At 71.7% G+C, this 24,889-nt stretch carries 25 protein-coding genes; 9 read left to right on the forward strand and 16 right to left on the reverse strand.

What is annotated here, in order from left to right; genetic code table 11:
* Window positions 1-19: 19 nt before the first annotated feature.
* Window positions 20-751 carry a phosphatase PAP2 family protein gene (locus ACF1BN_RS26325; protein ID WP_392334072.1) on the forward strand — a complete coding sequence of 244 codons (732 nt, stop codon included), beginning with the start codon at window positions 20-22 and terminating at the stop codon, window positions 749-751.
* 48 nt (window positions 752-799) lie between these two features.
* On the opposite strand, the gene ACF1BN_RS26330 is transcribed toward ACF1BN_RS26325, so the two are convergent.
* Complete coding sequence (locus ACF1BN_RS26330) at window positions 800-976, reverse strand: hypothetical protein (protein ID WP_392334073.1); 177 nt, start codon at window positions 974-976, stop codon at window positions 800-802.
* An 83-nt stretch (window positions 977-1,059) separates the two neighbouring features.
* On the opposite strand from ACF1BN_RS26330, the gene ACF1BN_RS26335 reads away from it, so the two are divergent.
* Window positions 1,060-1,887, forward strand: coding sequence for a hypothetical protein (locus tag ACF1BN_RS26335; protein WP_392334074.1), 828 nt, complete (start codon window positions 1,060-1,062; stop codon window positions 1,885-1,887).
* A gap of 147 nt (window positions 1,888-2,034) precedes the next feature.
* The gene (locus ACF1BN_RS26340) at window positions 2,035-2,202 is read left to right on the forward strand and encodes a hypothetical protein (protein ID WP_376598902.1); all 168 of its coding nucleotides are present in this window, start codon (window positions 2,035-2,037) and stop codon (window positions 2,200-2,202) included.
* Window positions 2,203-2,220: 18 nt separating this feature from the next.
* Here ACF1BN_RS26340 and ACF1BN_RS26345 read toward each other — a convergent pair whose 3' ends face one another.
* The gene (locus ACF1BN_RS26345) at window positions 2,221-2,574 is read right to left on the reverse strand and encodes a metal-sensitive transcriptional regulator (RefSeq protein WP_229883913.1); all 354 of its coding nucleotides are present in this window, start codon (window positions 2,572-2,574) and stop codon (window positions 2,221-2,223) included.
* A 195-nt stretch (window positions 2,575-2,769) separates the two neighbouring features.
* Between ACF1BN_RS26345 and ACF1BN_RS26350 the strand changes: the two genes are divergently transcribed.
* Both ACF1BN_RS26350 and ACF1BN_RS26355 read left to right on the forward strand, forming a co-directional pair.
* A complete protein-coding gene (locus ACF1BN_RS26350; protein WP_053643397.1) occupies window positions 2,770-3,390 on the forward strand; it encodes a DUF47 domain-containing protein in 621 nt (206 codons plus the stop codon).
* Between the two features lie 6 nt (window positions 3,391-3,396).
* Complete coding sequence (locus ACF1BN_RS26355) at window positions 3,397-4,395, forward strand: inorganic phosphate transporter (RefSeq protein ID WP_360308143.1); 999 nt, start codon at window positions 3,397-3,399, stop codon at window positions 4,393-4,395.
* Window positions 4,396-4,519: 124 nt separating this feature from the next.
* Here ACF1BN_RS26355 and pstB read toward each other — a convergent pair whose 3' ends face one another.
* From pstB to ACF1BN_RS26415, 12 genes are all read right to left on the reverse strand, one after another.
* Window positions 4,520-5,296: a phosphate ABC transporter ATP-binding protein PstB gene (pstB, locus tag ACF1BN_RS26360; RefSeq protein ID WP_392334075.1), complete on the reverse strand. Its 777-nt coding sequence runs from the start codon at window positions 5,294-5,296 to the stop codon at window positions 4,520-4,522.
* A 25-nt stretch (window positions 5,297-5,321) separates the two neighbouring features.
* Window positions 5,322-6,395: a phosphate ABC transporter permease PstA gene (gene pstA, locus ACF1BN_RS26365; protein ID WP_392334076.1), complete on the reverse strand. Its 1,074-nt coding sequence runs from the start codon at window positions 6,393-6,395 to the stop codon at window positions 5,322-5,324.
* Window positions 6,392-7,372 (reverse strand): phosphate ABC transporter permease subunit PstC, encoded by a 981-nt coding sequence (pstC, locus tag ACF1BN_RS26370; protein ID WP_392334077.1) that lies wholly within the window; start codon window positions 7,370-7,372, stop codon window positions 6,392-6,394. Before pstC ends, pstA begins: the two co-directional genes overlap by 4 nt.
* A 109-nt stretch (window positions 7,373-7,481) precedes the next feature.
* Window positions 7,482-8,621, reverse strand: coding sequence for a phosphate ABC transporter substrate-binding protein PstS (gene pstS / locus ACF1BN_RS26375; protein ID WP_392334078.1), 1,140 nt, complete (start codon window positions 8,619-8,621; stop codon window positions 7,482-7,484).
* Window positions 8,622-9,018: 397 nt separating this feature from the next.
* Window positions 9,019-9,462, reverse strand: coding sequence for an NUDIX hydrolase (locus ACF1BN_RS26380; RefSeq protein ID WP_392334079.1), 444 nt, complete (start codon window positions 9,460-9,462; stop codon window positions 9,019-9,021).
* Window positions 9,459-10,457 carry a CHAD domain-containing protein gene (locus tag ACF1BN_RS26385; protein ID WP_392334080.1) on the reverse strand — a complete coding sequence of 333 codons (999 nt, stop codon included), beginning with the start codon at window positions 10,455-10,457 and terminating at the stop codon, window positions 9,459-9,461. Before ACF1BN_RS26385 ends, ACF1BN_RS26380 begins: the two co-directional genes overlap by 4 nt.
* Window positions 10,444-12,702, reverse strand: a complete 2,259-nt coding sequence (locus tag ACF1BN_RS26390; protein WP_392334081.1) for an RNA degradosome polyphosphate kinase — start codon at window positions 12,700-12,702, stop codon at window positions 10,444-10,446. Before ACF1BN_RS26390 ends, ACF1BN_RS26385 begins: the two co-directional genes overlap by 14 nt.
* A 297-nt stretch (window positions 12,703-12,999) precedes the next feature.
* The gene (locus ACF1BN_RS26395) at window positions 13,000-13,941 is read right to left on the reverse strand and encodes an ABC transporter permease (RefSeq protein ID WP_392334082.1); all 942 of its coding nucleotides are present in this window, start codon (window positions 13,939-13,941) and stop codon (window positions 13,000-13,002) included.
* Window positions 13,938-14,780, reverse strand: coding sequence for an ATP-binding cassette domain-containing protein (locus tag ACF1BN_RS26400; protein ID WP_392334083.1), 843 nt, complete (start codon window positions 14,778-14,780; stop codon window positions 13,938-13,940). The genes ACF1BN_RS26395 and ACF1BN_RS26400 overlap by 4 nt, the downstream gene beginning before the upstream one ends.
* Window positions 14,777-15,169 (reverse strand): GntR family transcriptional regulator, encoded by a 393-nt coding sequence (locus tag ACF1BN_RS26405; protein WP_388867496.1) that lies wholly within the window; start codon window positions 15,167-15,169, stop codon window positions 14,777-14,779. The genes ACF1BN_RS26400 and ACF1BN_RS26405 overlap by 4 nt, the downstream gene beginning before the upstream one ends.
* A gap of 96 nt (window positions 15,170-15,265) precedes the next feature.
* Window positions 15,266-16,195, reverse strand: coding sequence for a mycothiol synthase (mshD, locus tag ACF1BN_RS26410; RefSeq protein ID WP_392334084.1), 930 nt, complete (start codon window positions 16,193-16,195; stop codon window positions 15,266-15,268).
* A gap of 9 nt (window positions 16,196-16,204) precedes the next feature.
* The gene (locus tag ACF1BN_RS26415) at window positions 16,205-17,950 is read right to left on the reverse strand and encodes a hypothetical protein (protein ID WP_392334085.1); all 1,746 of its coding nucleotides are present in this window, start codon (window positions 17,948-17,950) and stop codon (window positions 16,205-16,207) included.
* A gap of 280 nt (window positions 17,951-18,230) precedes the next feature.
* Here ACF1BN_RS26415 and ACF1BN_RS26420 point away from each other — a divergent pair, with 280 nt between their 5' ends.
* Together ACF1BN_RS26420 and ACF1BN_RS26425 are read left to right on the forward strand one after the other, a co-directional pair.
* Window positions 18,231-20,039 carry a bifunctional metallophosphatase/5'-nucleotidase gene (locus ACF1BN_RS26420; protein WP_392334086.1) on the forward strand — a complete coding sequence of 603 codons (1,809 nt, stop codon included), beginning with the start codon at window positions 18,231-18,233 and terminating at the stop codon, window positions 20,037-20,039.
* 433 nt (window positions 20,040-20,472) lie between these two features.
* On the forward strand, window positions 20,473-21,279 hold the full coding sequence (locus ACF1BN_RS26425) for a BTAD domain-containing putative transcriptional regulator (RefSeq protein ID WP_392334087.1): 807 nt from the start codon (window positions 20,473-20,475) through the stop codon (window positions 21,277-21,279).
* A gap of 41 nt (window positions 21,280-21,320) precedes the next feature.
* Here the strand turns inward: ACF1BN_RS26425 and ACF1BN_RS26430 are convergent, their stop codons facing one another.
* Together ACF1BN_RS26430 and ACF1BN_RS26435 are read right to left on the reverse strand one after the other, a co-directional pair.
* Window positions 21,321-22,829 (reverse strand): MFS transporter, encoded by a 1,509-nt coding sequence (locus ACF1BN_RS26430; protein ID WP_392334088.1) that lies wholly within the window; start codon window positions 22,827-22,829, stop codon window positions 21,321-21,323.
* A gap of 212 nt (window positions 22,830-23,041) precedes the next feature.
* Entirely contained in the window at window positions 23,042-23,698 is a 657-nt protein-coding gene (locus ACF1BN_RS26435; RefSeq protein WP_392334089.1) for a ScbR family autoregulator-binding transcription factor, read from the reverse strand.
* A 425-nt stretch (window positions 23,699-24,123) separates the two neighbouring features.
* On the opposite strand from ACF1BN_RS26435, the gene ACF1BN_RS26440 reads away from it, so the two are divergent.
* A complete protein-coding gene (locus tag ACF1BN_RS26440) occupies window positions 24,124-24,321 on the forward strand; it encodes a hypothetical protein (protein ID WP_392334090.1) in 198 nt (65 codons plus the stop codon).
* 12 nt (window positions 24,322-24,333) lie between these two features.
* The gene (locus ACF1BN_RS26445) at window positions 24,334-24,816 is read left to right on the forward strand and encodes a hypothetical protein (protein WP_392334091.1); all 483 of its coding nucleotides are present in this window, start codon (window positions 24,334-24,336) and stop codon (window positions 24,814-24,816) included.
* Window positions 24,817-24,889: the final 73 nt, after the last annotated feature.

Here is a 24,889-nt window from a genome sequence, read left to right on the forward strand (position 1 = left end):
GAGCAAGGGGCCGCGGCAGATGGCTGAACTCGCATCGGACGGTTCGAGTCCCGATGTCGGCCTGCTGTACGACATCAACGGGCTGGCCAAGGACGCTCCCCCGTGGTTCGACCGGGTCATGGGGTTCACCGGTGAGTACGGGATCATGCTGGCGATGGTCCTCGTGGTGCTCTGGTGCTGGTGGAGCGTCCGCCGGCGCGGCACCTTCGCGGACTCCGTCTCCGCCGTCGCCGGCATCGTCTGGGCGCCGCTCGCGGCCGGCGTCGCGCTCCTCGTCAACATCCCCATCCGCGGCTTCGTCGAGCGGCCCCGCCCGTTCGAGGACCTCGACGGTCTGGAGGTGCTGGTCGACGGGAAGACCGACTACTCCTTCGTCAGCGACCACGCCACCATGGCGATGGCGATCGCCGTCGCCCTCTTCGTCGCCCACCGCCGCTTCGGCCTCGCCGCCATCGGTCTCGCCCTCGCCGAGGGCTTCGCCCGCGTCTACATGGGTGTCCACTACCCCACCGACGTCATCGGTGGCTTCGCCCTCGGCACCGCCGTCGCCCTGCTCCTCGCCCCGCTGACCCTGGCGCTGCTCACCCCGCTGGTCTCCGCCGTCGGTCGGGCGCGCCGCGGCGCGTGGCTGGTCCGCTCCCGCCGGGCCGACACCCCCGCCGCCGCCCGGACCGAGACCTTCGGCATCCCCGAACCCCGCCTCGGCGGAGCCGCCGAGGACGGACAGGACGGCAAAGGCCTCGCGGCCTAGGGCGGAGGGGACGGCGAAGACCTCGCGGCCCGGGCCTGAGGACAGGCCCTAGGGGCGTACTCCCTCGTGGCGCGCGGTGTCCTCGTGTTCGGCGGCGTCGGTGCGGGCGCGGTCCCGGGAGCGGCGGGCCGGGCCGGACCAGCCGCAGGTGCAGCGGGCCAGGGCGAAGGAGCCCCGCTCCTGCGTCGTCGTACGGTGCGGACCGGTCGCGGGCTGCTCATGCACGCCCCCACCGTACTGCGCGTGACGGCTCGCCCGTGCCGTCGTTATCCGCATCGGGAATCCAGGTGCTTGGGGGTCGACGGGCGATGGTGGTGCAGCGGTACGCGCGTCCGCGCGGTCTCGGCGGCGGGGCCCTCGCCGTCACCGCCTCCCTGGTCGCCGTGGCGGTCGCCGGCTGCGCCGCCGGCGAGGAGCCCGAGCCGCTGCCGGACCCGGCCGGCGCCGTGCGGGGCGCCGCCGACGCCCTGGTCAGGGCCGGCACCTCCAAGGCGTCCACCGCGATGGAGATGGCCGCCGGCGGGACCCGCGTCACCATCCGCGGCGAGGGCGGCTACGACTTCCGCCGCCGCACCGGCCACCTCCAGGTGGTGCTCCCCAAGGACGCGGCCGGCACCAGCGAGCACCGGCCGATCACCGAGCTGCTCACCCCGGGCGCCCTCTACATGAAGAACCGCGGCGCCGGCGTCCCCGCCGACAAGTGGGTGCGGGTCGACACCACCGCCCTCGACGACGGCAACCTGGTCACCGGCGGGGCCACCGACCCCGGCGCGGCGGCCGAGCTGCTGCGCGGGGCGCGGGACGTGACGTACGCGGGGGAGACGGAGCTCGCGGGGGTGAGGGTCCGCCACTACCGGGGCGTCGCCGACATCGGCGCGGCGGCGAAGCTCGCCGTCCCGCAGCTGAGGGGCGCGCTCGCCGCGGCGGCGAAAGGGTTCACCACCGACGCGGTGCCCTTCGACGCGTACCTCGACGGTGCCGGCCGGCTGCGGAAGGTCCGCCACCAGTTCAGTTTCAGCAACCAGGGGCGGACGGTCGCCGTCGCCTCGACGACGCTGCTGTACGGCTTCGGGGCGCGGGTCGCGGTCGCCCTGCCGGACGGGCGCGACATCTACGCGGGCAAGGTCGAGGTCTGAGGCGCGCGCCTGCCCGCCGCCCGGTCCCGCCCGCCGGAGCGGCGCGGGGGTTCGGACCATCGCCAAATGGTCCGTCCGTGTCATGCGCGGTCCGTGGCGCGATCCCTACGCTGGGACACCGACTCCGGCAGGAAGAGGTGAATGCGCGTGGCTCCGCCCGGTACCGCAACCGCGACCGCTGATCCCGACCGCGTCGCCCTTGCCGAGATAGAGCTGTGCGGCGAGCTGATGATCGCCGCCTCGGCCGCGGACGGGGAACGGCTCAGCGCCGACCTGATCGACGAGGTCCTCCGCGTCGAACCGGCCGGCGGCTAGCCGTCGGAAGCGGTCCGCTCAGGTGCGGAGCATCCGGCCGATCGCCTTGGTGGCCTCCTCGACCTTCGCGTCGAGGTCGCCGCCGTGGGCGGCCGCGTCGGCCACGCAGTGCCGCAGGTGCTCCTCCAGGAGCTGGAGCGCGAAGGACTGCAGCGCCTTCGTGGAGGCCGAGACCTGGGTGAGTATGTCGATGCAGTAGACGTCCTCGTCGACCATCCGCTGGAGACCGCGGATCTGGCCCTCGATCCGCCGCAGCCGCTTGAGGTGCTCGTCCTTCTGCTTGTGGTAGCCGTGCACCCCGTGGGCGTGGTCGGCCGGCTCGACGGATTCGACGGCCTCGGGGGTGACCTGGTCCGCCTCGGTGGTCGTCATCGCGTCCTCCCGTTGTCCAGAAAAGGGGGTGTATACCCCTCGTGGGTATATGGTACCGATCCCCGCCGACAGGGGCGGGGGCCTCGTGCAGATCACTGTGCCTGATGGGCGACACTGAGAGGACGCCGGTTAGCCGTGGCCGGATGATGCGCCTAGCATCAGCCTGACCGAAACCCAGCACCCCGAGGACCTCACGTGCGATTTCGTCTGACCCCCAGGGAGACGAGCTTCTACGACATGTTCGCCGCGTCCGCGGACAACATCGTCACGGGCTCCAAGCTCCTGATGGAACTGCTCGGGGCGGAGCCTTCCGCCCGGGCCGAGATCGCGGAGCGGATGCGGGCAGCGGAGCACGCCGGCGACGACGCCACCCACGCGATCTTCCACCAGCTGAACTCCTCCTTCATCACGCCGTTCGACCGCGAGGACATCTACAACCTCGCGTCCTCCCTCGACGACATCATGGACTTCATGGAGGAGGCCGTCGACCTGGTCGTCCTCTACAACGTGGAGGAGCTTCCCAAGGGCGTCGAGCAGCAGATCGAGGTCCTGGCGCGGGCGGCCGAGCTGACCGCCGAGGCCATGCCGAACCTGCGGACGATGTCGAACCTCACCGAGTACTGGATCGAGGTCAACCGCCTGGAGAACCAGGCCGACCAGATCCACCGCAAGCTGCTCGCGACGCTCTTCAACGGCAAGTACGACGCCATCGAGGTGCTGAAGCTGAAGCAGATCGTCGACGTGCTGGAAGAGGCGGCCGACGCGTTCGAGCACGTGGCCAACACGGTGGAGACCATCGCGGTCAAGGAGTCCTGAGGCTTCGTGGACACCTTCGCCCTGATCGTGACCATCGGTGTCGCGCTCGGCTTCACGTATACGAACGGCTTCCACGACTCCGCCAACGCCATCGCCACCTCGGTGTCGACGCGGGCGCTGACCCCGCGCGCCGCGCTCGCGATGGCCGCGGTCATGAACCTCGCCGGCGCCTTCATGGGCAGCGGGGTCGCCAAGACGGTCAGTGAGGGCCTGATCGAGACGCCGCACGGCGACAAGGGGATGGGCATCCTCTTCGCCGCGCTCGTCGGCGCGATCATCTGGAACCTGGTCACCTGGTACTTCGGTCTGCCGTCCTCCTCCTCGCACGCCCTCTTCGGCGGCATGGTGGGCGCGGCGCTCGCCGGCGGCACCGAGGTCATCTGGGGCGGCGTCCTCGACAAGGTCGTCATCCCGATGTTCATCTCGCCGGTGGTCGGCCTGGTGGCCGGTTACCTGGTGATGTGCGCGATCCTGTGGATCTTCCGCAAGGCGAACCCGCACAAGGCCAAGCGCGGTTTCCGCATCGCGCAGACGGTCTCGGCGGCGGGCATGGCGCTCGGCCACGGCCTCCAGGACGCGCAGAAGACGATGGGCATCGTGGTGATGGCCCTGGTCATCGCCGACGTGCAGCAGGCCGGCGACGACATCCCGGTCTGGGTGAAGATCGCCTGCGCCGTGATGCTCTCGCTCGGTACGTACGCGGGCGGCTGGCGCATCATGCGGACCCTCGGCCGCAAGATCATCGAGCTGGACCCGCCGCAGGGCTTCGCGGCGGAGACGACCGGTGCGTCGATCATGTTCGGCTCGGCGTTCCTCTTCCACGCGCCGATCTCCACCACCCACGTCATCACCTCCGCCATCATGGGCGTGGGCGCGACGAAGCGGGTGAACGCGGTGCGCTGGGGCGTCGCGAAGAACATCATCCTCGGCTGGTTCATCACGATGCCGGCTGCGGCGATCGTCGCGGCGCTGAGCTTCTACGTGGTGCAGCTGTTCTTCGGCTGACGTGGTGCGGCTGTTCTTCGGCTGAGGCCGATCTGTGGCTGGAAATGGTCGGGCCCGGCTCCCCTGGGGGAGCCGGGCCCTTCGTCTTACGGTGGCACCGCCATGCAGCACCGCAGACGAGTCCTTATCCGAAGCGGCCGGAGATGTAGTCCTCGGTCGCCTGGACGCTCGGGTTGGAGAAGATGCGCTCGGTGTCGTCCAGCTCGATGAGCTTGCCGGGCTGGCCGACCGCGGCCAGGTTGAAGAACGCGGTGCGGTCCGAGACGCGGGCGGCCTGCTGCATGTTGTGCGTCACGATGACGATCGTGAAGCGCTCCTTCAGCTCGCCGATCAGGTCCTCGATCGCGAGGGTCGAGATCGGGTCGAGCGCCGAGCAGGGCTCGTCCATGAGCAGGACGTCCGGCTCGACCGCGATGGCGCGGGCGATGCACAGGCGCTGCTGCTGACCGCCGGAGAGGCCGGAGCCGGGCTTGTTGAGGCGGTCCTTGACCTCGTTCCACAGGTTCGCGCCCTTGAGGGAGCGCTCCACGATGTCGGCGAGCTCGGCCTTCTTGTACTTGCCGTTCAGCCGCAGGCCCGCCGCCACGTTGTCGAAGATCGACATGGTGGGGAAGGGGTTGGGGCGCTGGAACACCATGCCGACGGTGCGGCGGACCGCGACCGGGTCGACCCCGGAGCCGTACAGGTTCTCGTCGTCCAGCATCACCTTGCCCTCGACGCGGCCGCCGGGAGTGACCTCGTGCATGCGGTTCAGGGTGCGCAGGAAGGTGGACTTGCCGCAGCCGGAGGGGCCGATGAAGGCCGTCACCGAGCGGGGCTCGACGGTCATGGAGATGTCGTCGATCGCCTTGTGGCTGCCGTAGTACGCGGAGAGGCCGCTGACGTCGATTCGCTTGGCCATATCAGTTCACATCCAGTCGCCGCGGTCAGCGGCCGGTCTTCGGGGCCTTCCAGCGGGCGATGCCGCGGGCCACCAGGTTGAGGATCATGACGAAGGCGATCAGGACGAGCGCGGCGGCCCAGGCGCGGGCCACGGCGGCGTCGGTGCCGACCGCGTACTGCTCGTACACGTAGAGCGGCAGGGAGGACTGGGCGCCTTCGAAGGGGTTCGGGTTGATGAGCTTCGTACCGAACACGAGGAGCAGGACGGGGGCCGTCTCACCGGTGATGCGGGCGACCGCGAGCATGACGCCCGTGGTGATGCCGCCGATCGCGGTGGGGAGGACCACCTTCAGGATCGTGCGCCACTTCGGGACACCGAGGGCGAGGGAGGCCTCGCGGAGCTCGTTCGGGACGAGCTTGAGCATCTCCTCGGTGGAGCGGACGACGACCGGCATCATCAGGATGGCGAGGGCCATCGCGCCGGCGAAACCGGAGGGGCCGAAGCCCAGCATCAGGTTCCAGGTGGCGAGGATGAAGAGGCCGGCGACGATCGACGGGATGCCCGTCATGACGTCGACGAAGAAGGTGACGGCCTTGGCGAGCTTCCCCGTGCCGTACTCGACCAGGTAGACCGCGGTGAGCAGACCGATCGGCGCGGCGATGAGGGTCGCGATGCCGACCTGCTCGATGGTGCCGAGGAGGGCGTGGTAGACGCCGCCACCGGCCTCGGCGTCGAGGACGCCGTTCATCGAGTGGGTGAGGAAGTAGCCGTCGAGGACTTCCATGCCCTTGCTGATCGTCACCCAGGCGAGCGAGAGCAGCGGGACGACGGCGAGGACGAAGCAGACCCAGACGAGGCTGGTGGCGACGCGGTCCTTGGCCTGGCGGGAGCCTTCCACCTTGGTGGTGACGGCGTAGGTGACCAGGACGAAGAGGAGCGCGGAGATCATGCCCCACTGCACCTTGCTGTGCCAGCCGGCGGCGAGGCCGATGCCGACGCCGGCGGCGATGGAGCCGGCCGCGACGGCGAGCGGGGTCCAGCGCGGGAGGCGGGCGTGGGAGAGGGGGCCGCGGGGCTTGGTGGACGCCACGGGGCGTTCCTGGACGGCGTGGCTCATGCGTTGGCCCCCGAGTACTCCTTGCGGCGGGCGATGATCATGCGCGCGGCGCCGTTGACCAGCAGGGTGATGACGAAGAGGACGAGGCCGGAGGCGATCAGCGCGTCCCGGCCGAACTCGTTGGCCTCGTTGAACTTCGCGGCGATGTTCTGGGCGAAGGTGCCGCCGCCCGGGTCGAGGAGGTGGCCCGAGAGGACGAAGCTGGGCGAGAGGACGACGGCGACGGCCATCGTCTCGCCGAGCGCGCGGCCGAGGCCCAGCATCGAGGCGGAGATGATGCCGGAGCGGCCGAAGGGCAGGACCGCCATGCGGACGACCTCCCAGCGCGTGGCGCCGAGGGCGAGGGCGGCCTCCTCGTGCATCTTCGGGGCCTGGAGGAAGACCTCGCGGGTCACGTTGGTGATGATCGGGAGGATCATGATCGCCAGCAGGATGCCCACGGTGAACATGTTGCGGGCGACGCCGTCACTGGACTTGTCGAAGATGTACGTCCAGCCCAGGTACTGGTCGAGCCACTTGTTGAGGCCGTCCAGGTACGGGACCAGGAAGATCGCGCCCCAGAGGCCGTAGATGATGCTGGGCACGGCGGCGAGCAGGTCGACGACGTACGCGAGCGGCTTGGCCAGCTTGCGCGGGGCGTAGTGCGAGATGAAGAGCGCGATGCCGATGGCGACCGGCACGGCGATGAGCATGGCGATGATCGAGGAGACGATCGTGCCGAAGGCGAGGACGGCGATGCCGAAGACCGGCGGGGTGCCGGCCGGGTTCCACTCGAAGGTGGTGAAGAAGTTGGTGCTGTCCTTCGAGATGGCGAGGACCGCGCGGTAGGTCAGGAAGCCCGCGATCGCGGCCATGATGACGAGCAGGGTGATGCCGGAGCCGCGGGAGAGGCCGCGGAAGACGCGGTCCCCGGGGCGGGCCGCGCTCGTGGCGCGCCTGCTCCTGTTCTGGTCTATGGGTGGTGTCGTGGTAACCATCGGTTTCTCCGGTCTGCGGAGCCGTACGGGGTACGGCTCCTGGCGGCGGTGCACCGGATGCCGGGGGCGGCCTCCCCACGGGAGGTGAGGGGCCGCCACCGGCCGGGGGTCAGGACAGGGTGGGGACGATCGCGCGGACCTTGGCCGCGATCTCGGCCGGGAGCGGGGCGTAGCCGGCGTCGGCGAGCACCTTCTGGCCCTCGTCGCTGACGGTGTAGTTGAGGAAGGCCTTCAGGGTCGGCAGGGTCTCCGCCTTGTTGCCCTTGTCGCAGGCGATCTCGTAGGTGACGAGGATCAGCGGGTAGGCGCCCTCGGCCTTGGTGGCGTAGTCGAGGGAGAGGGCCACGTCGTTGCCGGTGCCCTTGATCTTGGCGGCGGCGATGGCCTTGGAGGCGTTCTCCGAGGTGGCCGCGACCGGGGCGGAGGCGCCGGTGTTGAGGCTGACGGTGGAGATCTTGTTCGCGGTGGCGTACGAGAGCTCGAAGTAGCCGATGGAGCCCTCGGCGTCCTTGACGGCGGTCGCGACGCCGGAGGAGCCGTTGGCGGCCTGGCCGCCCTGGGCGGGCCACGACTTGGTCTTCGGGTCGTGCTTCCAGTCGGCCGGGGCGGCGGTGGAGAGGTACTTGCCCAGGTTCTGGGTGGTGCCGGACTCGTCCGAGCGGTGGAAGGCCTGGATGTTGCTGTCCGGGAGCTTGGCGTCCGGGTTCAGCTTGGCGATCGCCGGGTCGTTCCACTTGGTGATCTTGTTGTCGAAGATCTTGGCGAGGGTGGAGGCGTCCAGGACGAGGTTGTCCACGCCCTCCAGCTTGTAGCCGATGGCGATGGGGCCGCCGACCATGGGCAGGTTGACGCCGGTGCCGCCCTTGCAGATCTTCTTCGACTCGGCGACCTCTTCGTCCTTCAGGGCGGAGTCGGAGCCCGCGAAGGCGACCTGGCCCTGGTTGAACTTGGTGATGCCACCACCGGAGCCGATGGCCTGGTAGTTGACCTCGACACCCTCACAGGCGGCCTGGAAGTTCTTCACCCACAGGTCCATCGCGCCCTTCTGCGCGCTGGAGCCCGCGGCGAGCAGCTGACCCTTGGCGCCGTCGCACTTGATGTTCGACGCCGCGGCCGAGGTCTGCCCGCTGCCGCCCTTGGTGGGCTCGGTGTTGTCGTCGGAGCCACACGCCGACAGGACCAGCGCACCGGAGACGACGAGGGCACCGATCGCGGAGGCGCGAAGCCCGTTCTTGCGCGAAAGCTTCACTTTCGGAGGTTCCTTCCAGAGGCCGCCGTGTTCCGGACCGGGTGTCCGTCGCTTCGAGGGCGGCGCGTGTCGGGTTGTGGGTGCATCGTCAGGCTCCGTGCACCGCGTAAGGCCGAAATTAGGCAGATCAGGTGAAGCGGTCAGCCGTGGAGAGTGAACGCGAGGTGAACCGTGCCGTAAGCCACGGTGCGGCTCGGCACGGGGTGCCGGTCCGGCGCGCCCGCGCGGCACGCGACGCCGCGCCCGTGCGGTCCGGCGCGTCCGTGCGGTCCGGCGCGTTCGTGCGGTCCGCCGCGTCCGTGCGGTCCGGCCGGCGCGGGCGGGGCGCTGGGCCGGGGGGTGCCGGGGCGCTGTCGGCCGGGCGGTGCCGGGGCGCTGTGCCGGGCGGTGCCGGGGGCTAGGAGGCGTCGTCCGGCCGTCGTCCCGGGGGCGCCGTCGCCAGGAGGGCGTCGAGCAGCTCGCGGTCGCGTGGCCGGGTCAGGCGGGTGCGGGCCTCGGCGGGCGGCAGCCACAGCAGTCGGTCGATCTCGTGCCCGGGAACGAAGGCGCCGCCGAGGGCGCGGGCCGCCCAGTAGACGACCTTCTTGGGGCGCCCGTCGACCGGGTAGTGGACGGTGGGGAGCCGTGCGCCGAGCTCGCAGTGCTGCCCGGTCTCCTCCAGGACCTCGCGCAGCGCGCACGCCTCCGCGCTCTCGCCGCGCTTGCGCTTGCCCTTCGGATGGGACCAGTCGTCCCACTTCGGCCGGTGGACGAGGGCGATCTCGATGCCGTGCCCGGACGGCGGCCGGCGCCACAGGACGCAGCCCGCCGCCAGGATCGGCTTCGGATCGGGGGAGGTCATGGGACCGGGACGGCGACCGTGTGCCAGGCGTGCTGGAAGGCGAAGCGGGCGGCTTCGACCTCGTGGCGCTGGTCGGCGTGGAGGACGCCGAGGGCGTACGCGGTGGCCGGGGCGATACGGGGGGTACGGGCCGCGGCGGAGGCGGCGGCCGCCGCCTCGGCGGCGTCGCGGTGCCGGTCGAGGGCCCGGGCCGCCTCGAACAAGGGCGCGTCCGGTGCGGCGCCGAGGGCCGTCACCTCGTTCGCGTACCGGTGCAGCCGGAGCAGCAGCCGGGTGTGGTGCCAGGGCGCGTCCTGGTTCTCGCCGGCGAGGGCCAGCGCCTCCGCGTTGTACGGGTGCGCGGCGCGGGTCAGCGGCAGGATGCCGACCGCGTCGAGGAGGCGGCGGCGGGCGACCGACGCGGAGGCGTCGAGGACCTCGGGCGCGGGCGCGGACCCGGCCGGGCCCAGCGGCACCTCGGAGGCGAGGAGGGCGACGGCGTCGGCGAGGGCGTGGAAGCGGGAGGAGCCCAGGGCCTGGAGGGCGGCCGAGTGGGCCCTGGTCCTGGCCAGGGTGAGCTGGCGTTCCAGGAGGGCGCCGGCCCGGGCGGCGCCGACGGTGAGTCCGGCGCTCTCGGAGCCGCGGGCGGCGGGCACCGGTCCCGCGCCGCCGGCCAGCCGGTTCAGCGCGTCCATGAGCCGTACCAGCCGGGAGGTGCACGCCTGCTCCAGGGCGAGGGTGCCGGAGAGCCAGGCCAGCTCGGTGCGGAGCTGGTCGGCCCAGGCCGGGTCGAGCAGCGGCCGGAAGGTGTGCAGGCTGCCGCTGATCCGGCGGGCGGCGGCCCGCAGCGTACCGGCGGCCTCCTCCGCTCCGGAGGTGTCCGCGCCGCTCTCGCCGTGCTGCCGCAGGCCGCGGAGGAAGTCCGCGGCCCGGGCGTGCAGGTAGGGGGCCAGGACCTCGCCCGCGGTCACGTCCTGGAGGGAGTGCGCGGACTGCGTGGGGTCAAGGTTGTGCACGCCGGCGCCTCCGCGCGTCGATGAGCATCTCCTGCACGTGCCGCAGCGGCTTGCCCTCGGGGTCGGTCGCGTGGCGCGTCCAGTTCCCGTCCGGGCCGAGGTGCCAGGAGGAGGTGGTGTCGGACATCCCGGTCTCCAGGAGCCGGGTGAGTGCGGCCCGGTGGGCGGGGTCGGAGACCCTGACCAGGGCCTCGATCCGCCGGTCCAGGTTGCGGTGCATCATGTCGGCGCTGCCGAGCCAGACCTCGGGCTCGCCGCCGTTGCCGAAGGCGAAGACCCGCGAGTGCTCCAGGAAGCGGCCCAGGACGGAGCGGACCCGGATGTTCTCCGAGAGGCCGGGGACGCCGGGCCGCACCGCGCAGATGCCGCGGACCCAGATGTCGACCGGGACGCCGGCCTGGGAGGCCCGGTAGCAGGCGTCGATGACGGCCTCGTCGACCATCGAGTTGACCTTGATCTTCACGTACGCGGGCCGGCCCGCCCGGTGGTGGGCGATCTCCTTGGTGATGCGGGAGACCAGGCCGTCGCGGAGCGACTTGGGGGCGGTCAGCAGGCGCCGGTAGGTCTCGCGGCGGGAGTAGCCGGAGAGCCGGTTGAAGAGGTCGGAGAGGTCCGCGCCGACCTGCGGGTCGGCGGTGAGCAGGCCGAGGTCCTCGTAGAGCCGGGCCGTCTTCGGGTGGTAGTTGCCGGTGCCGACGTGCGAGTACCGGCGCAGCAGTTCGCCCTCCTGGCGTACCACCAGGGAGAGCTTGCAGTGGGTCTTGAGGCCGACGAGGCCGTACACGACGTGGCAGCCGGCCTCCTCCAGCTTCCGCGCCCACTTGATGTTGGCCTGCTCGTCGAAGCGGGCCTTGATCTCGACGAGGACCAGGACCTGCTTGCCCGACTCGGCGGCGTCGATGAGCGCGTCGACTATGGGCGAGTCGCCGGAGGTCCGGTACAGGGTCTGCTTGATCGCCAGGACGTCCGGGTCGGCCGCCGCCTGCTCCAGGAAGGCCTGGACGGAGGTGGAGAAGGAGTCGTACGGGTGGTGCAGCAGCACGTCCCGCTCGCGCAGCGCCGCGAAGATGTCGGGCGCGGACGCGGACTCGACCTCGGCGAGGTCCCGGTGGGTGCCGGCGACGAACTTCGGGTACTTCAGCTCGGGCCGGTCCTGCGAGGCGACCCCGAAGAGGCCGGTCAGGTCGAGCGGGCCGGGCAGCGGGTAGACCTCGGCGTCGGAGACCTTCAGTTCGCGGACGAGCAGGTCGAGCACGTACGGGTCGATGGACTCCTCGACCTCCAGGCGGACCGGCGGGCCGAAGCGGCGCCGCATGAGCTCCTTCTCCAGGGCCTGGAGCAGGTTCTCGGCGTCGTCCTCCTCGACCTCCAGGTCCTCGTTCCTGGTCACCCGGAACATGTGGTGCGCGAGCACCTCCATGCCGGGGAACAGCTCCTCCAGGTGCGCCGCGATGACGTCCTCGAGCGGCACGTACCGCTGCGGGGACGCCTCCAGGAAGCGGGAGAGCAGCGGCGGCACCTTGACGCGGGCGAAGTGGCGGTGGCCGCTGACCGGGTTCCGCACGACCACGGCGAGGTTGAGGCTGAGTCCGGAGATGTAGGGGAAGGGGTGCGCCGGGTCCACGGCGAGCGGGGTGAGGACGGGGAAGATCTGCTGGCGGAAGAGGGTGAAGAGCCGCGCCTGCTCCTTCTCCGTGAGCTCGGGCCAGCGGATCAGGTGGATGCCCTCGTCGGCCAGGGCGGGGGCGACGTCCTGCTGGTAGCAGGCGGCGTGCCGGGCCATGAGCTCGCGCGAGCGGGTCCAGATGAGGTCGAGGACCTCGCGGGGCTGGAGGCCGGAGGCGGAGCGGGTGGCCACGCCGGTGGCGATGCGGCGCTTGAGGCCGGCGACGCGGACCATGAAGAACTCGTCGAGGTTCGAGGCGAAGATCGCGAGGAAGTTCGCCCGTTCGAGGAGGGGGGTGGTCGGGTCCTCGGCGAGTTCGAGGACGCGCTCGTTGAAGGCGAGCCAGCTGCGCTCGCGGTCGAGGAAGCGTCCGTGCGGCAGTTCGCCGTCGGTGCCGTCGCCGTCCTCGCTGTACGCCTCGTACGCGTCGAGGTCGGAGTCGAGGTCGGGCTCCAGGTCGCCGCCGGCTCCGCCGCCGTTCACGGTGCGCGGGCGGTGGGCCGCTATGGAACCCAGGGACGGCTGCGGGGACGCGGTGGCGGAGGTCTGGACCGGGACCTCGGCGGGCTGCTGGCTCATGGGGCCATTCTTCCGCGCGGAGGGGTCCTCGGGCGCGTCGGAGCGGGCCGTGGGGGAGGGCAGTCTCCCTTTGGGAAGTCTTCCCGGGGAGATCACCCCGCCGGGTGTGGTCACGGATCGCTTCATTGCGTGAGCGTCGCAAGCGCGTCTGAATGGCGGGTGACGACGACATGTCGTGCGGGAATCGGGGGCGGGGCCTGTATCGGGCCCCGCCCCCCATTTTCGCCCGTCCGGGTGAGGGATCGCCCACGGGTGCCGGATTCCCGCGGGTGCCGGCTGCCTGCGGGTGCCTCGGCGCTACGGGTGGCGGGCGCGGAGCACCCGGAAGGCGGCGAGGGCCGCGAGGGCGGCGATCGCGAGGACGATGCCGGTCTCGAAGAGCTGGGTGGGCAGGACGTGGGAGACGGGGTGGTAGTCGAGGTACTGGGCGGTGACGGGCTCGTCGACACGGCAGACGCCGTCGGAGTCGCCGCAGAACCAGCCCGCCTCGCGCCGTCCGTCGGCCATGATGAGCCCCTGATCCAGGATCAGAGCACCCTCGGGGGCCATCAGGGTCGAAGCGCCCTCCACCGCCTCACCGGTCATCGTGACCGGTGTCAGGAAGTCCCAGCGGTAGGCGTGGAGGGCGAGCAGGGTGACGCCGACGAAGAGGCCGGCGGCGGACATGGCGACCAGGGTGCGGTGGATCAGCAGTCCGGCGAGTGCGCCGACGGCGACGGCGAGGAGCGTGTAGGAGACGAGGACGGTGCCGAGGGCCAGGTACGGTCCGGCGTCCGTCCGCAGCAGGCTGTACGAGTCCCCGACCCGTGCCCAGCCGAGCGCGTACGCGCCGGTCAGGACCAGGACCGCGCCGAGGGTGGTGGCGGTGGCGACGGTCAGCTTGGAGCGGAGCCAGGAGACAGGGCTCACCGACTGGGTGAGCGAGAGCTGGTACGTCCCCGACTCGAACTCGCGCGCCACCATCGGCCCGGCGACGAAGAGCGCGACGAGGAACGGGATCCCCAGGACGCCCTCGGAGAAGGAGAGCATCGCGCCGCGCAGCCAGGGGTTCCCGCTGTTGAACGGGTCCAGTTGCAGGAAGCCGTCCTCCGTGCGCACGTCCGGGTACTGCGCGTCCCAGATCCGCAGCACGCCGATCACGGCGAGGGCGCCGACGGCCGCCGCCGCCGCCAGCCACAGCGTCCGCCGGTACTGGCGGACGGTCACCCAGGTGGAGCCTTTCAGGGCGAGGGTGCTCATGCGGCGGCTCCTTCGGGGTTGCGGAGGTGGGCGAGGAGGAGCTCCTCCAGGGACGGCTCCGAGGCCTCCCAGGGGCCCTCGACCGGGCCCGCGTGGCGTACCAGCGCGGTGAGCTGACGGCCCGTCGTGCGGGTGTCGACCACCGTGTGCGGGGCGAGGTCGGCGACCGGCCCCCGCAGCAGGGTGTGCGCGGCGAGCAGGTCCTCGACGGCGCCGTCGAGGCGGACGCGCCCGCCGGAGAGCAGCATCAGGTGGTCGCAGGCGCCCTCCAGCTCGGTGAGGATGTGCGAGGACATGACGACCGTGGTGCCGCGCTCGGCCGCGTCGGACATGAGCAGGCCCATGAGCTGGTGGCGGGCGAGCGGGTCGAGGTCGGCCATCGGCTCGTCCAGGAGCAGGAGTCCGGCGCGCTTGCCGAGGGCGAGCGCGAGGGCGACGCGGGTGCGCTGGCCGCCCGAGAGGTGCTGGACGAGGGTGTCGGAGGAGAAGCCGCCGCCCTCGACGACGCGGAGCGCTGCGGCGTCGTCCCAGCGGCCGGGGTTGAGCTCGCGGCCCATGCGGAGGGTGTCGGCGACGGTGAGCCGGGGGTGGAGCGGCTTCGCCTGGGCGACGTAGGCGAGGTCCTCGCGGTCCGGGGCGGTGAGCGTGCCCTCAGTGGGGCGCAGCAGGCCGGCGGCGAGGGCGAGGAGGGTGGACTTGCCGGCGCCGTTGGGCCCGACGAGGGCGCAGACCCGGCCGGCGGGGAGGGCGAAGTCGCACTCCCGGAGGGCCCAACCGCCCCTCCGCCCGCCGTACTTCTTGCCCAGGAGCTCTGCTCCCAGGACCACGTTCGCGGTCACTTCTCGTCGTCCCCCTCGTAGTGCTGTGTCAGTACGGCGGTGAAGAGCGCCGCCATGTCCTCGCGGTCCATTCCCTCCGCGCGTGCCCGGCGGGCCCAGGCGTCGAGCTCGCCCCGGAGGGGGGAGTCGGCGGGGGCGGTGGTGCCGAGCGTGGCGCGGACGAAGGTGCCGAGGCCGCGCCGGGCCTCGACGAGGCCCTCGCGTTCGAGCTCGCGGTAGGCCTTGAGGACCGTGTTCGGGTTGATGGCCGTCGCTTCGACGACCTCGCGTGCGGTGGGCAGTCGGTCGCCGGGCTCCAGGAGGCCCATCCGGAGGGCCTGTTTCGTCTGCTGGACGATCTGGAGGTAGGTGGCGACACCGCTGCGCCGGTCGATGCGGTACTCGACCATGTCCTTCCACCACCCTTTCACTAATCAAGTAGTGAAAGGGTGGTGCAAAGAAGGGGGCGGTGTCAACCGCCCCCTCCGTGACGCGTGTTGCGGCCGCTACGACTCCGAGCGGTACATCAGGTCCACCTCGTGGGTCCGGAAACCCAGCCCCTCGTAGACCCGCACCGCCGCCGAGTTGTCGGCGTCGACATACAGCATCGCCGTCGGCAGCCCCTGCGCCGCCAGGTGCCGCAGGCCCGTCGCGGTCAGCGCCTTGCCGAGGCCGCCGCCCTGCGCCTGGGGCAGGATCCCGACCACGTACACCTCGCCGAGCCGCTCCTCGGCGTGGGTCTTCGTCCAGTGGAAGCCGACGAGTCGCCCCTCGGCGTCCTCCGCGAGGAAGAAGCCCTTCGGGTCGAACCACGGCTCCGCGATCCGGTCGTCCAGGTCGCGCTGGGTCAGCGAGCCCTGCTCCGGATGGTGGGCGAAGGCGGCGGCGTTGACCGCGAGCCAGGCCGCGTCGTCCCGGCCGGGCACGAAGGTGCGGATGGTGATCCCCTCGGGGAGGACCGGATCGGGGATGTCCAGGGGCGTCAGGGACCGGCGCAGCTGGCGCAGTTCGCGGAAGAGCGTGAGGCCCAGGACCTGGGCGAGGTGGCGGGCGGACGGCTTGCCGCCGTGCGCCCAGACCCGCAGCCGCTTCCCGGAGGCGGCGAGGAGGGCGCTGCCGAGGGCACGGCCGTGGCCGCGGCCGCGCTGGTCGGGGTGGATGACGAGCTCCGCGGCGGGGGCCTCGACCGGGTCGGTCTCCTCCAGCTGGGCGTAGCCCTGGAGGCGGGCGCCGACGGTGAGCAGGAAGTGCCGCACCCCCTCGCGCCGGCCGTTGCGCAGGTAGAGGCGCCCCTGCTCGGACACCGCGTGCACGCCGTCGGCGCTGTCCGCGGCCGCGAGCAGGTCCATGACCTCCTGGACCTGCTCGGGGCTGAGCTCGTCGTACGTCTGGATCTGCCGTCCCGGTTCGAGGACGGGCGCCGCGTCGGAAGTCATGGTGCGAGCCTACGGCGAACCCTCCGCCGACCGGAGGCAACTGTCTTGTAACCGCTCCTGGCGTGGTCGGCCGTGGTCGGCCGCACTGTCACGGCCGGGCCGGATGCCGGCCCGGTGACCTCGCGAACGGTCTTCGAGGTCGGGGAACGGCGCGGGCTGGTCGCCTCGGCCCGGTCGAGTCTCGCCACCCGTGGGGGGTGTGCTCGCCGTCCTGGGCGGGCTCGCGGTCCCACGCGCCCTCGGGGCGGGTACGGCCTGGCCGGTAGCTCTCCGCGCCGCGATCCTCCGGTCGCGGGCGGTCACACCTGGCCGACGCCGTGCCCGGTACCCGAGGGCGCGTCGCGCGATGGCCACCGCGGCACCGTGATGGCGGGTGACGGTGGTCCGCGGGTTGTTCTGCCGGAGCGGGGTCCTCCAGTACTTCCCGCCCCAGACACTCGTGTACGCCGGGTCGACCGCGATCACCACGAGCCCGGCGTGAAAGGCCATGCCGCGCAGGCGTTCCCGGAAGCGGGCGGTGGGGATTCCGGCGACCGTGCGGCGAAACCGCTTCCCGCGCCCGCCGCGTCCCATGGTCTCGCGGCCGGTGGCGCGGGCGTCGTCGAAGCCGAGGTCCTCGATCGCGATCCCCGCGCAGCGGTGCTGCCTCGCGAGGGCGATGAGCCGGGTGATCGCGGCGCGCAGTCGTCCGTCCCTCCCAGACGTCGTCCCGGTCGTGGCGATCGGCAGGGTGACGGGCGCGCCGACGGGGTTGCCGTGCCGGTCGAGGACGTACGCGGCGAGGTGGTCGGCGTTGAGGTCGACACCGAGGAGGCCCCGGCCCCGGGCCCGCAGCTCCTCCGGGGTCGGTCGGGGGGCGGTGTCGGTGGCCCAGGAGGCGTCGAGGTACCAGCGGTCGCGCACCGGGTCGTGGACGATGTCGTAGCGGACGGCCCGGTTCGCGGTCACCCGGTCCAGCCATTCCTCGCGCCGGTGCGAGAAGCCGACCGCGCACATGAGCCGGTACCGGCCCCGGGGCGCGTTCGCGAGGTGTCGCAGCGGCCCGGGCAGCACGATCGACACCTCGCCGGTGTCCGGGACGACGGTGATCGTGTAGTTGCCGTACGGGGCACCGGACTCGCCGTCGGCGGTGAGGAACAGGCGGCGGGCGTCCCACCGTCGCCGCCACTGCTCCTCCGTGAGCCGAGCGTCGCTGAGGTTGTTCCGCAGCCCGGCGAGCCTTCGACCGCCCACGACGATGCCCGGACGACCGGACTCGATCCGGGCCTCGACCCGAGCGAGGCGGGCCTTGAGCATGGCGAGCCGGCGCTGCTTGGCCCATCGTTCGCCCTGGTCCGCGTATCCCCGGACCCTGCCCTCGCGCCGCCCGCACGGCACCGCGAGCCTCACCTCGACGGCACGGACCGCCCGGCGCAGAGCCGTCCGCTCGTCGTACAGGCAGCGCAGGGACAGCTGGTACTGGTTCTCCGACGCACGGGTCAGCGCCCCAGCCCACCGTGACGAGGACACCGGGGTGAGCCGACGCTTCCGGACCGCCCGCCCGTTCTCCCTGGCCGGCACGCGTCCGATCCCGGTGCGCGCCGCGAGATCGGCCCGCTGGAGGCGGCCCAGGTGCTCGCCGACCCGCCGCACCACCTCCGCCTCGCCTCCGGTCACACGCAACCGGTCCCGGATCCGGGCCCCGGCGGGGGCGGCCACCGTGAAGGGGGCGGCGAGCGATCGCGCCTCCCGCTTCCTGTCCTGTCTGCGCGCCACAGGCCGTCACCTCCCCCGGTCCTTCCGTGCGCCCATGCCCGTCGAGTGCGATTCCCGTACGGATGAACGAACGGCGAACGGCAAGGTCACGCGTACGCCGGGCGAACGCAATGCCGTGGTCACGTGGCACGGCCGGGTACGCGCGGGGAGGTCGCGAAAGGGAATCGATCGCCCTCACCCCCCTGTTGCGCTACGCGCGTTGACTCTAGGCTGCGTGCGCAGACGCGGGAACGATCAAAGCCGCGAATCGGGGCAAGGGGAAAAGGGGACCACGGGAGAGATGGCTGTGAACCGCAGGAAGAGCAAGGCGGGGCGGCGGATTCTGGCCGCCGGTGCGGGGCTGGCGACGGTCGGGGCGCTCGTCGCGGCGATGCCGGCCGGTGCCGGTCAGGACCGCGGGGACGGGCGTCACGGCGGCCACGGCCACGGCTGGGGGCGCATGGTCGACGTGCAGCTGCTGTCCTTCAACGACCTCCACGGGCACCTGGAGCCGCCGACCGGTTCCTCGGGCAACCTCAAGCGCGTGAAGGAGGACGGCACCACCGAGGAGATCAAGGGCGTCGGCGGTGCCGAGTACCTGGCCACCCACCTGGCGCAGGCGCGCCAGGGGAACCGTTACTCCATCACGGCCGCCGCGGGCGACATGATCGGAGCCTCGCCGCTGCTCTCCGGGCTGTTCCACGACGAGCCGACCATCGAGGCGCTGAACGCGATGAAGCTCGACGTCAGCTCGGTGGGCAACCACGAGTTCGACGAGGGCGCCCGCGAGCTGAGCCGCATACAGAACGGCGGCTGTCACCCGACCGAGGGCTGCTACGAGAAGGGCAAGCGCTTCAAGGGCGCGAAGTTCCCGTACCTCACGGCCAACGTGACGGACGAGAAGAGCGGCCGGCCGCTGCTCGACCCGTACTTCATCTGGGAGAAGGACGGCGTCCGGATCGGTTTCATCGGCGTCACGCTCGAAGGCACCGGGAACATCGTCTCCGCCGAGGGCGTCAAGGGCCTGAAGTTCGGCGACGAGGTCGAGGCGATCAACAAGTACGCCAAGGTGCTGGAGCGCAAGGGCGTGAAGTCGATCGTCGCGCTGCTCCACGAGGGCGGCCTGCCCGCCTCGGGCGCGTACAACTACGACTGCGACACCCCGGGCGCCGGCGCCGGCATCTCCGGTCCGATCGTCGACATCGCCAAGAACGTCACCCCGCAGGTCGACGCCCTGGTCACCGGTCACACCCACCAGGCGTACGCGTGCACGATCCCGGACCCCGCGGGCAAGCCGCGCACGGTGACGTCGGCGGCCTCCTTCGGCCGGCTCTACACCGACACGACGCTCACCTACGACCGGCGCACGAAGGACATCGTCCGCACCGCGGTCTCCTCCGCCAACCACGTCGTCACCCGTGACGTGGACGCGTACGGCAAGATCACCACTCTGATCAACCGCTGGAAGGCCCTGGCCGCGCCGATCGCGGACCGCCCCGTCGGCTACATCGGTGAGAACGTCGACAACCCCGACGGCGTGATCGAGAAGCCGATGGGCAACATGATCGCCGACGCGCAGCTGGCGGGTCTCTCCCCGGCGGACAAGGGTGGCGCCCAGCTCGCGCTGATGAACCCGGGCGGTGTCCGCGCGCCGCTGACCAAGGGCGACGACGGCGTGGTGACCTACGGCGAGGCGTACACCGTCCAGCCCTTCACCAACATGATGACGACGGTCGACCTGACCGGCGCCCAGCTCGTCACCGCGCTCCAGCAGCAGGTCAGCGGTGTCAATCTGGCGGCCCCGAAGATCCTCCAGGTGTCGAAGAACTTCTCGTACACGCTGGACATGACGAAGGCGGGCGCCGACCGGATCGTGGTCGACTCGGTGCGGCTGAACGGCGCGCCGATCGACCCGTCGAAGAGCTACCGGGTCGCGATGAACGAGTTCCTCACGGGCGGCGGCGACGGCTTCCCGGTCCTGGCCACCGGTGCGAACAAGCTGGTCGGTGCCTCGGACCTCGACATCTTCATCGCCTACCTGACCGCCAACTCCTCGGCGGCCCAGCCGCTCAAGGCTCCGGCGCTCGGCCGCATCACGGTCGTCAAGTAGCCCTCGGGGGCTCGTAGCCCTCCCAGGAGGACAGGGGCCGTCCCGCGCCGTTCGGCTCGGGGCGGCCCCTTTCCGGTGCGCGGCCCCCGGGCGGCCCGCCGCACCGGACCCGGCCTCGTGCCGCCGGGCCTCCCCGCCGCCCGCGCCGGTCTCGTGGGGCCGCCGCTCCGGCACACCGGAGCCGCGCCGGCAAGGCCACTGGTTCAGGCCAAGATGCCCGGGACGGGATCCGGGGGCGGGATCCGGGGCGCCGACGCGTTCGCTGCGGCCCGCCCGGCCCGTGCCCCGCGCACGCCGATCGATTACAGCCATCCGGACCTCCGTTCGACTCGTGTTCGATTCTTGACAAACCGGTCCGTCGGTTTTTTACTCGCCCTTGCCGACGGTCGCACACTCGCTACGGTCGGTCGACTTCCCCAGAAGGGTGGCAATCGTGGTGCGCTTCAACCTGCTCGGACCCCTGGAGGTCCGGGTGCAAGGTCGGCCGGCGAACATCAGAGGCGGACGCCAGCGCGTCCTCCTGGTCCTGCTGCTGCTCGGCGAGGGGGCCTCCGTCTCCAAGGACCAGCTCATCGCGGAGATATGGGGCGACGAACCGCCCGCTCAGGCCGACAACGCCCTCCAGGCCGTCGTCACCCGCTTACGGCGGTCCCTGGACGCCTGGTGCGGCCCCGGCTTCGCCCGCGGGCGATTGGTCTCCGAACAGTCCGGATACAGTCTCTGGCTCGATGAGCACGCGGTCGACTTCCGCGAGTTCGAGTCCTTGCGGGCCGAGGCGCAACGCGAGACGACCAGGGATCCGACCCGGGCCTCCGCCCTTCTCGAACAGGCGCTGGGGCTGTGGCGGGGCTCCGCGCTGGAAGGCATCGGGGGCGGGGTGATGTGCGGCAGCGCCGCCGCCCGCCTCGACGAGGAGCGGCTCCTCGCCCTGGAGGACAAGATCGAGCTCGAACACCACGGCGGCCGCCACGCCGGCACCGTCGCGGAGCTGCGGCGGCTCACCATGCTGTACCCGCTGCACGAACGCCTCTCGGAGCAGCTGATGGTGGCGCTGTACCGCTCCGGCCGCCCGGCCGAGGCGCTCGACGTCTACCGGCAGTTGCGGACCGCGCTGCGCGGCGAGCTCGGCCTGGACCCGACGCCCACGGTGCGGCTGCGGATGCAGGCGATCCTCCAGCACGACATGACCGACAGGATCCCGCAGCAGCGGGGAACCCCGCACCGCCCCGCCGTGGCCTGACGGCGGGGAGCCGGAGGCGGCGCCGGCGCCAGCGCCGGCGGTCAGACACCGCTCTTCTCCCCGGCGGTCCGCCCGCCTCCGGTCGGCTTTCCGGTGGTCCGCTCGGCTCCGGTCGGTTTCCCGGCGAGCGGTTTCGCGGGGCGCGGTGGGGCTGTCTCCACGGGGTGCGGCGCGGCGGTCTCCGCCCCGCCGCGCCGGCGCAGCAGCACCAGGGCGAGCAGGCCCGCCGCCAGCACCAGGACCGCGGCCGGGTACAGCGCCGAGGCGGTGCCGGGGACGAGACCCCGGGCGGACACCGTCGCCCCGGAGGCGGCCACGCCGAGGACGCTGCCCAGCTGGCGGAAGGTGTTGGACACCCCCGAGGCGGTGCCCGCCCAGGTCACCGGTACGGCTCCGAGGAGGGCGACCGTGGCGGGCGCCGCTGCCAGCGAGACGCCGGTGCCGAGGAGGGCGAGCGGCCACCCGTAGGCGCCGGCCTCCTCCGCGGGGCCCATCCGGGCCAGGCCCAGCAGCGCGACTCCCGAGCAGAGGGTCCCGAGGACGACCGGGAGGCGCGGCCCGGTCCGTACGACCAGGAGCGCCACCACCACGGAGGCCACCGCGATCGCCCCGTTGAGGACCAGGAACCGCACCGCGATCTGCGAGGCGGTCAGGCCCGTCAGCTCGTGCATGCGCTGGGCCACCAGCGACATGGCGGCGTACAGGCCGAAGAGGCTCAGCAGGTTGACCGTGCAGGCGGAGACGACCACCGGGTTGCGGAAGAGCCCCAGGGGCAGCATGGGCTCCGCGGCCCGCAGCTCCCACCGGAGGAAGCCCGGCAGTGCCACGGCGGCCAGCGCGAACGCCACGGCCACCGGCGTCGAGGTCCAGCCCTGCGCGTTGCCCTCGGCGAGGGCGAAGACCAGGGCGGCGGCGGCCACGACGAAGAGCAGCTGACCGGTCACGTCGAGACGGCGGGCGCGGCGCGGCTCGCCGTCCGGGAGGGAGCGGCGCAGGCCGGCCAGGGCGACCACCGCCATCGGCACGTTCAGCCAGTGGACGGCGCGCCACCCCCAGGCGTCCACCACGAGGCCGCCGAGCACCGGCCCCATCCCGAGGGCGAGTCCGCAGAAGCCCGCGCCCAGGCCGATGGCGCGGGCGCGTACGGCCGGGTCGGGGAAGAGGGCCGCGATCAGGGCGAGGGAGACCGGGATCAGTACGGAGCCGAACACGCCCTGGGCGGCCCGTGCGACGAGCAGCATCTCGATCGAGGGGGCGGCGGCGCACCAGGCGGAGGTGGCGCCGAAGCCGGCGAGGCCCACGAGGAAGACCCGTTTGCGGCCCAGGATGTCCCCGAGGGTGCCCGCGCTGAGCAACAGGCAGGCGGAGGCCAGGACGTAGACGCCCGAGACCCAGCGCAGCTGGCCGGGGGAGGCGGGCAGTTCGTCCCGGAGCGCGGGCAGGGTGACCTCGGTCATCGTGGTGCCCGCGTACACCGCGAAGACGGCCAGGCCCAGGTAGAGCACCGACAGGCCGTTCCCGCCCCGGCCGGACGACGTTCTGGAGAACACGGCTGGTCTCCCTCCATGGCAGTCGAGGCGGGCGCGAGGTGAGGGGAACCCGTCGTGGCGAGTCAAGCCGACGCCAAGTCCGGTGTCCACGCGGTTTGGTGTGGACCAGGGCTTCCGTCGGCCTGACGCAGCCGGGATGTCAGGAGGCTGTCAGCGGACCGGAGTTCGTCAAGTGGGGCCGGGAGCGCCCCGCCGGAGCCGTACGGTTCGGCTCACGCGCGCCGGGGCGGCGGCGGCCCGGCCTGGAGCCCGGGGGAGCCTTCCGGGCGGAGGGTCGAGGCGCACCCGGGGGCGGCGAGGCCGGGCAGGACCGCCTGCCACATCGCGGTCGTCATCTGCGGGGAGAGCGTCTTCTCCATGCGTCCGGCGAGGAGTTCGGCGCCGACGCCGGCGGACATGACGAGGGTGGCGACGGCGCGGGTGCTGACGCCCTCCCTGAACTCCTCCTGGGCGGAGGCCGATTTCAGCAGCAGCCGAATGCTGCTCGCCCAGGTGAGCTGGTAGGCGCGGGTCTGGGGCGTCGGGCTGGGGGATTCCGCGCAGAGCCGGACGCAGGCGCGGGTCACGGGGTCGCCGTTGTACTGGTGGACGAGCAGGTGGGTGGTGTCGATCAGGCTCTGCAGCGGTGAGTCCCCGGCTTCGCAGGCCCGGTCCACGATCCCGCGGAGCGAGGCGTGGGCCTCGTCGAGCAGGGCGACGGCGATGTCGCGTTTGGTGGGGAAGTGGAAGTGGACGGCGCCCTTGGTCGTCCCCGCCGCGGTGGAGATGACGCCGATGCTGGTCGCCGTGTACCCGTTGCGTTCGATCAACTGAGCGGCTGAGTCGAGGATCAGCCGTCGTGTGCGCATCGCCCGCTGCTGCATGGCCATAGGAACCCCTGGTCACGTATGGGTCCGATTGAGCGTCTGGTCAGGACGTCATTCGGCTGGGGCGCAAAGGATACTAAAAACCGACCATGCGGTATTGGGGCATCCCGGTCCCGTCTCCCGGACGCGGATCATCAGGGGCGTGTCAGGTGCCTCCGTCATCCTGGCGGGGTCTGCCTCACAGGGGAGTCCGTATGAGAACGAGAAAGACCCGGTTGGGGATAACTCTTTCCGCATTCGCCATGATAGGCGCGTGGGGAATGGTCGGAAGTGCCCCCGCCGTCTCAGCAGAAGCCGGCTGTGCGATTCGTGAGAATACACCGCACACCGACTGGGGAGGAATGTACTTCCCCATCGATCTCTACTGCACCAACACGCCTGGGAATGTCACCTCCCAGACCTTCTTCGGTTCTCCCGTCACCGGGAACATGACGAAGAGCACGAGCTGGTTCGTCTGCTGGAAGCTGGGTTCCCCGCACGCCGGGAAGAACAGCGTCTGGTACTACACCAAGGGCGACGAGGTCGTGAACAACCCGGGCCAGCAGGCCTGGGGCTACATGCCGGCGAACGCGCTCGGCACCACCAAGGCGCCCTTCCCGGGGCTGCGAAAGTGCTCGTGGGGATAAGGGGCCGTCCACATGCGTGCAACCGATGACAAGAGACCTGAGCGCGGGATCCGCCTCGGCCGCTTCGGCCGGACCGTCCGCGCCCTCGCCGTGGCGGCCCTCGCCGTCCCCCTGCTGACCAGCGGGCTGAGCACGGGCACCGCCCACGCCGCCACCTGCGTCCTTCAGGAGAACATCCTCCAGCAGGACAAGCTGGGCAATGTCTTCCGCACCGACCTCAAGTGCGAGAACACCGCCGGAGACGTGTACGGGCGCGCGTCCTACGACAGCCCGCTCACCGGGAAGAAGACCTCCACGCTCAGCACCTTCGTGTGCTGGACGCGTGGTCAGCCGCATTCCGGGGGAAACACCGTCTGGTACTACACGAAGGGCGACACGGCGGTCGCTCCTTTCCAGGCGTTCGAGGGCTGGGGGGCCATGGAGGCCAGCAAGCTCATGACCCCGGCAGGAATTCCGCACCCCTTCCCGGGGCTTCCCCGCTGCCCGTGGTACTGACAGATCCGGAGAAATTGTTTCCATGCTGAATCGGAATGACATAGCGCGAGGGCGCGGCCGGAGAACCGCGCTC

Source organism: Streptomyces sp. NPDC014861 (assembly GCF_043081625.1).
In the GTDB taxonomy this organism is placed as follows: Bacteria; Actinomycetota; Actinomycetes; order Streptomycetales; family Streptomycetaceae; genus Streptomyces.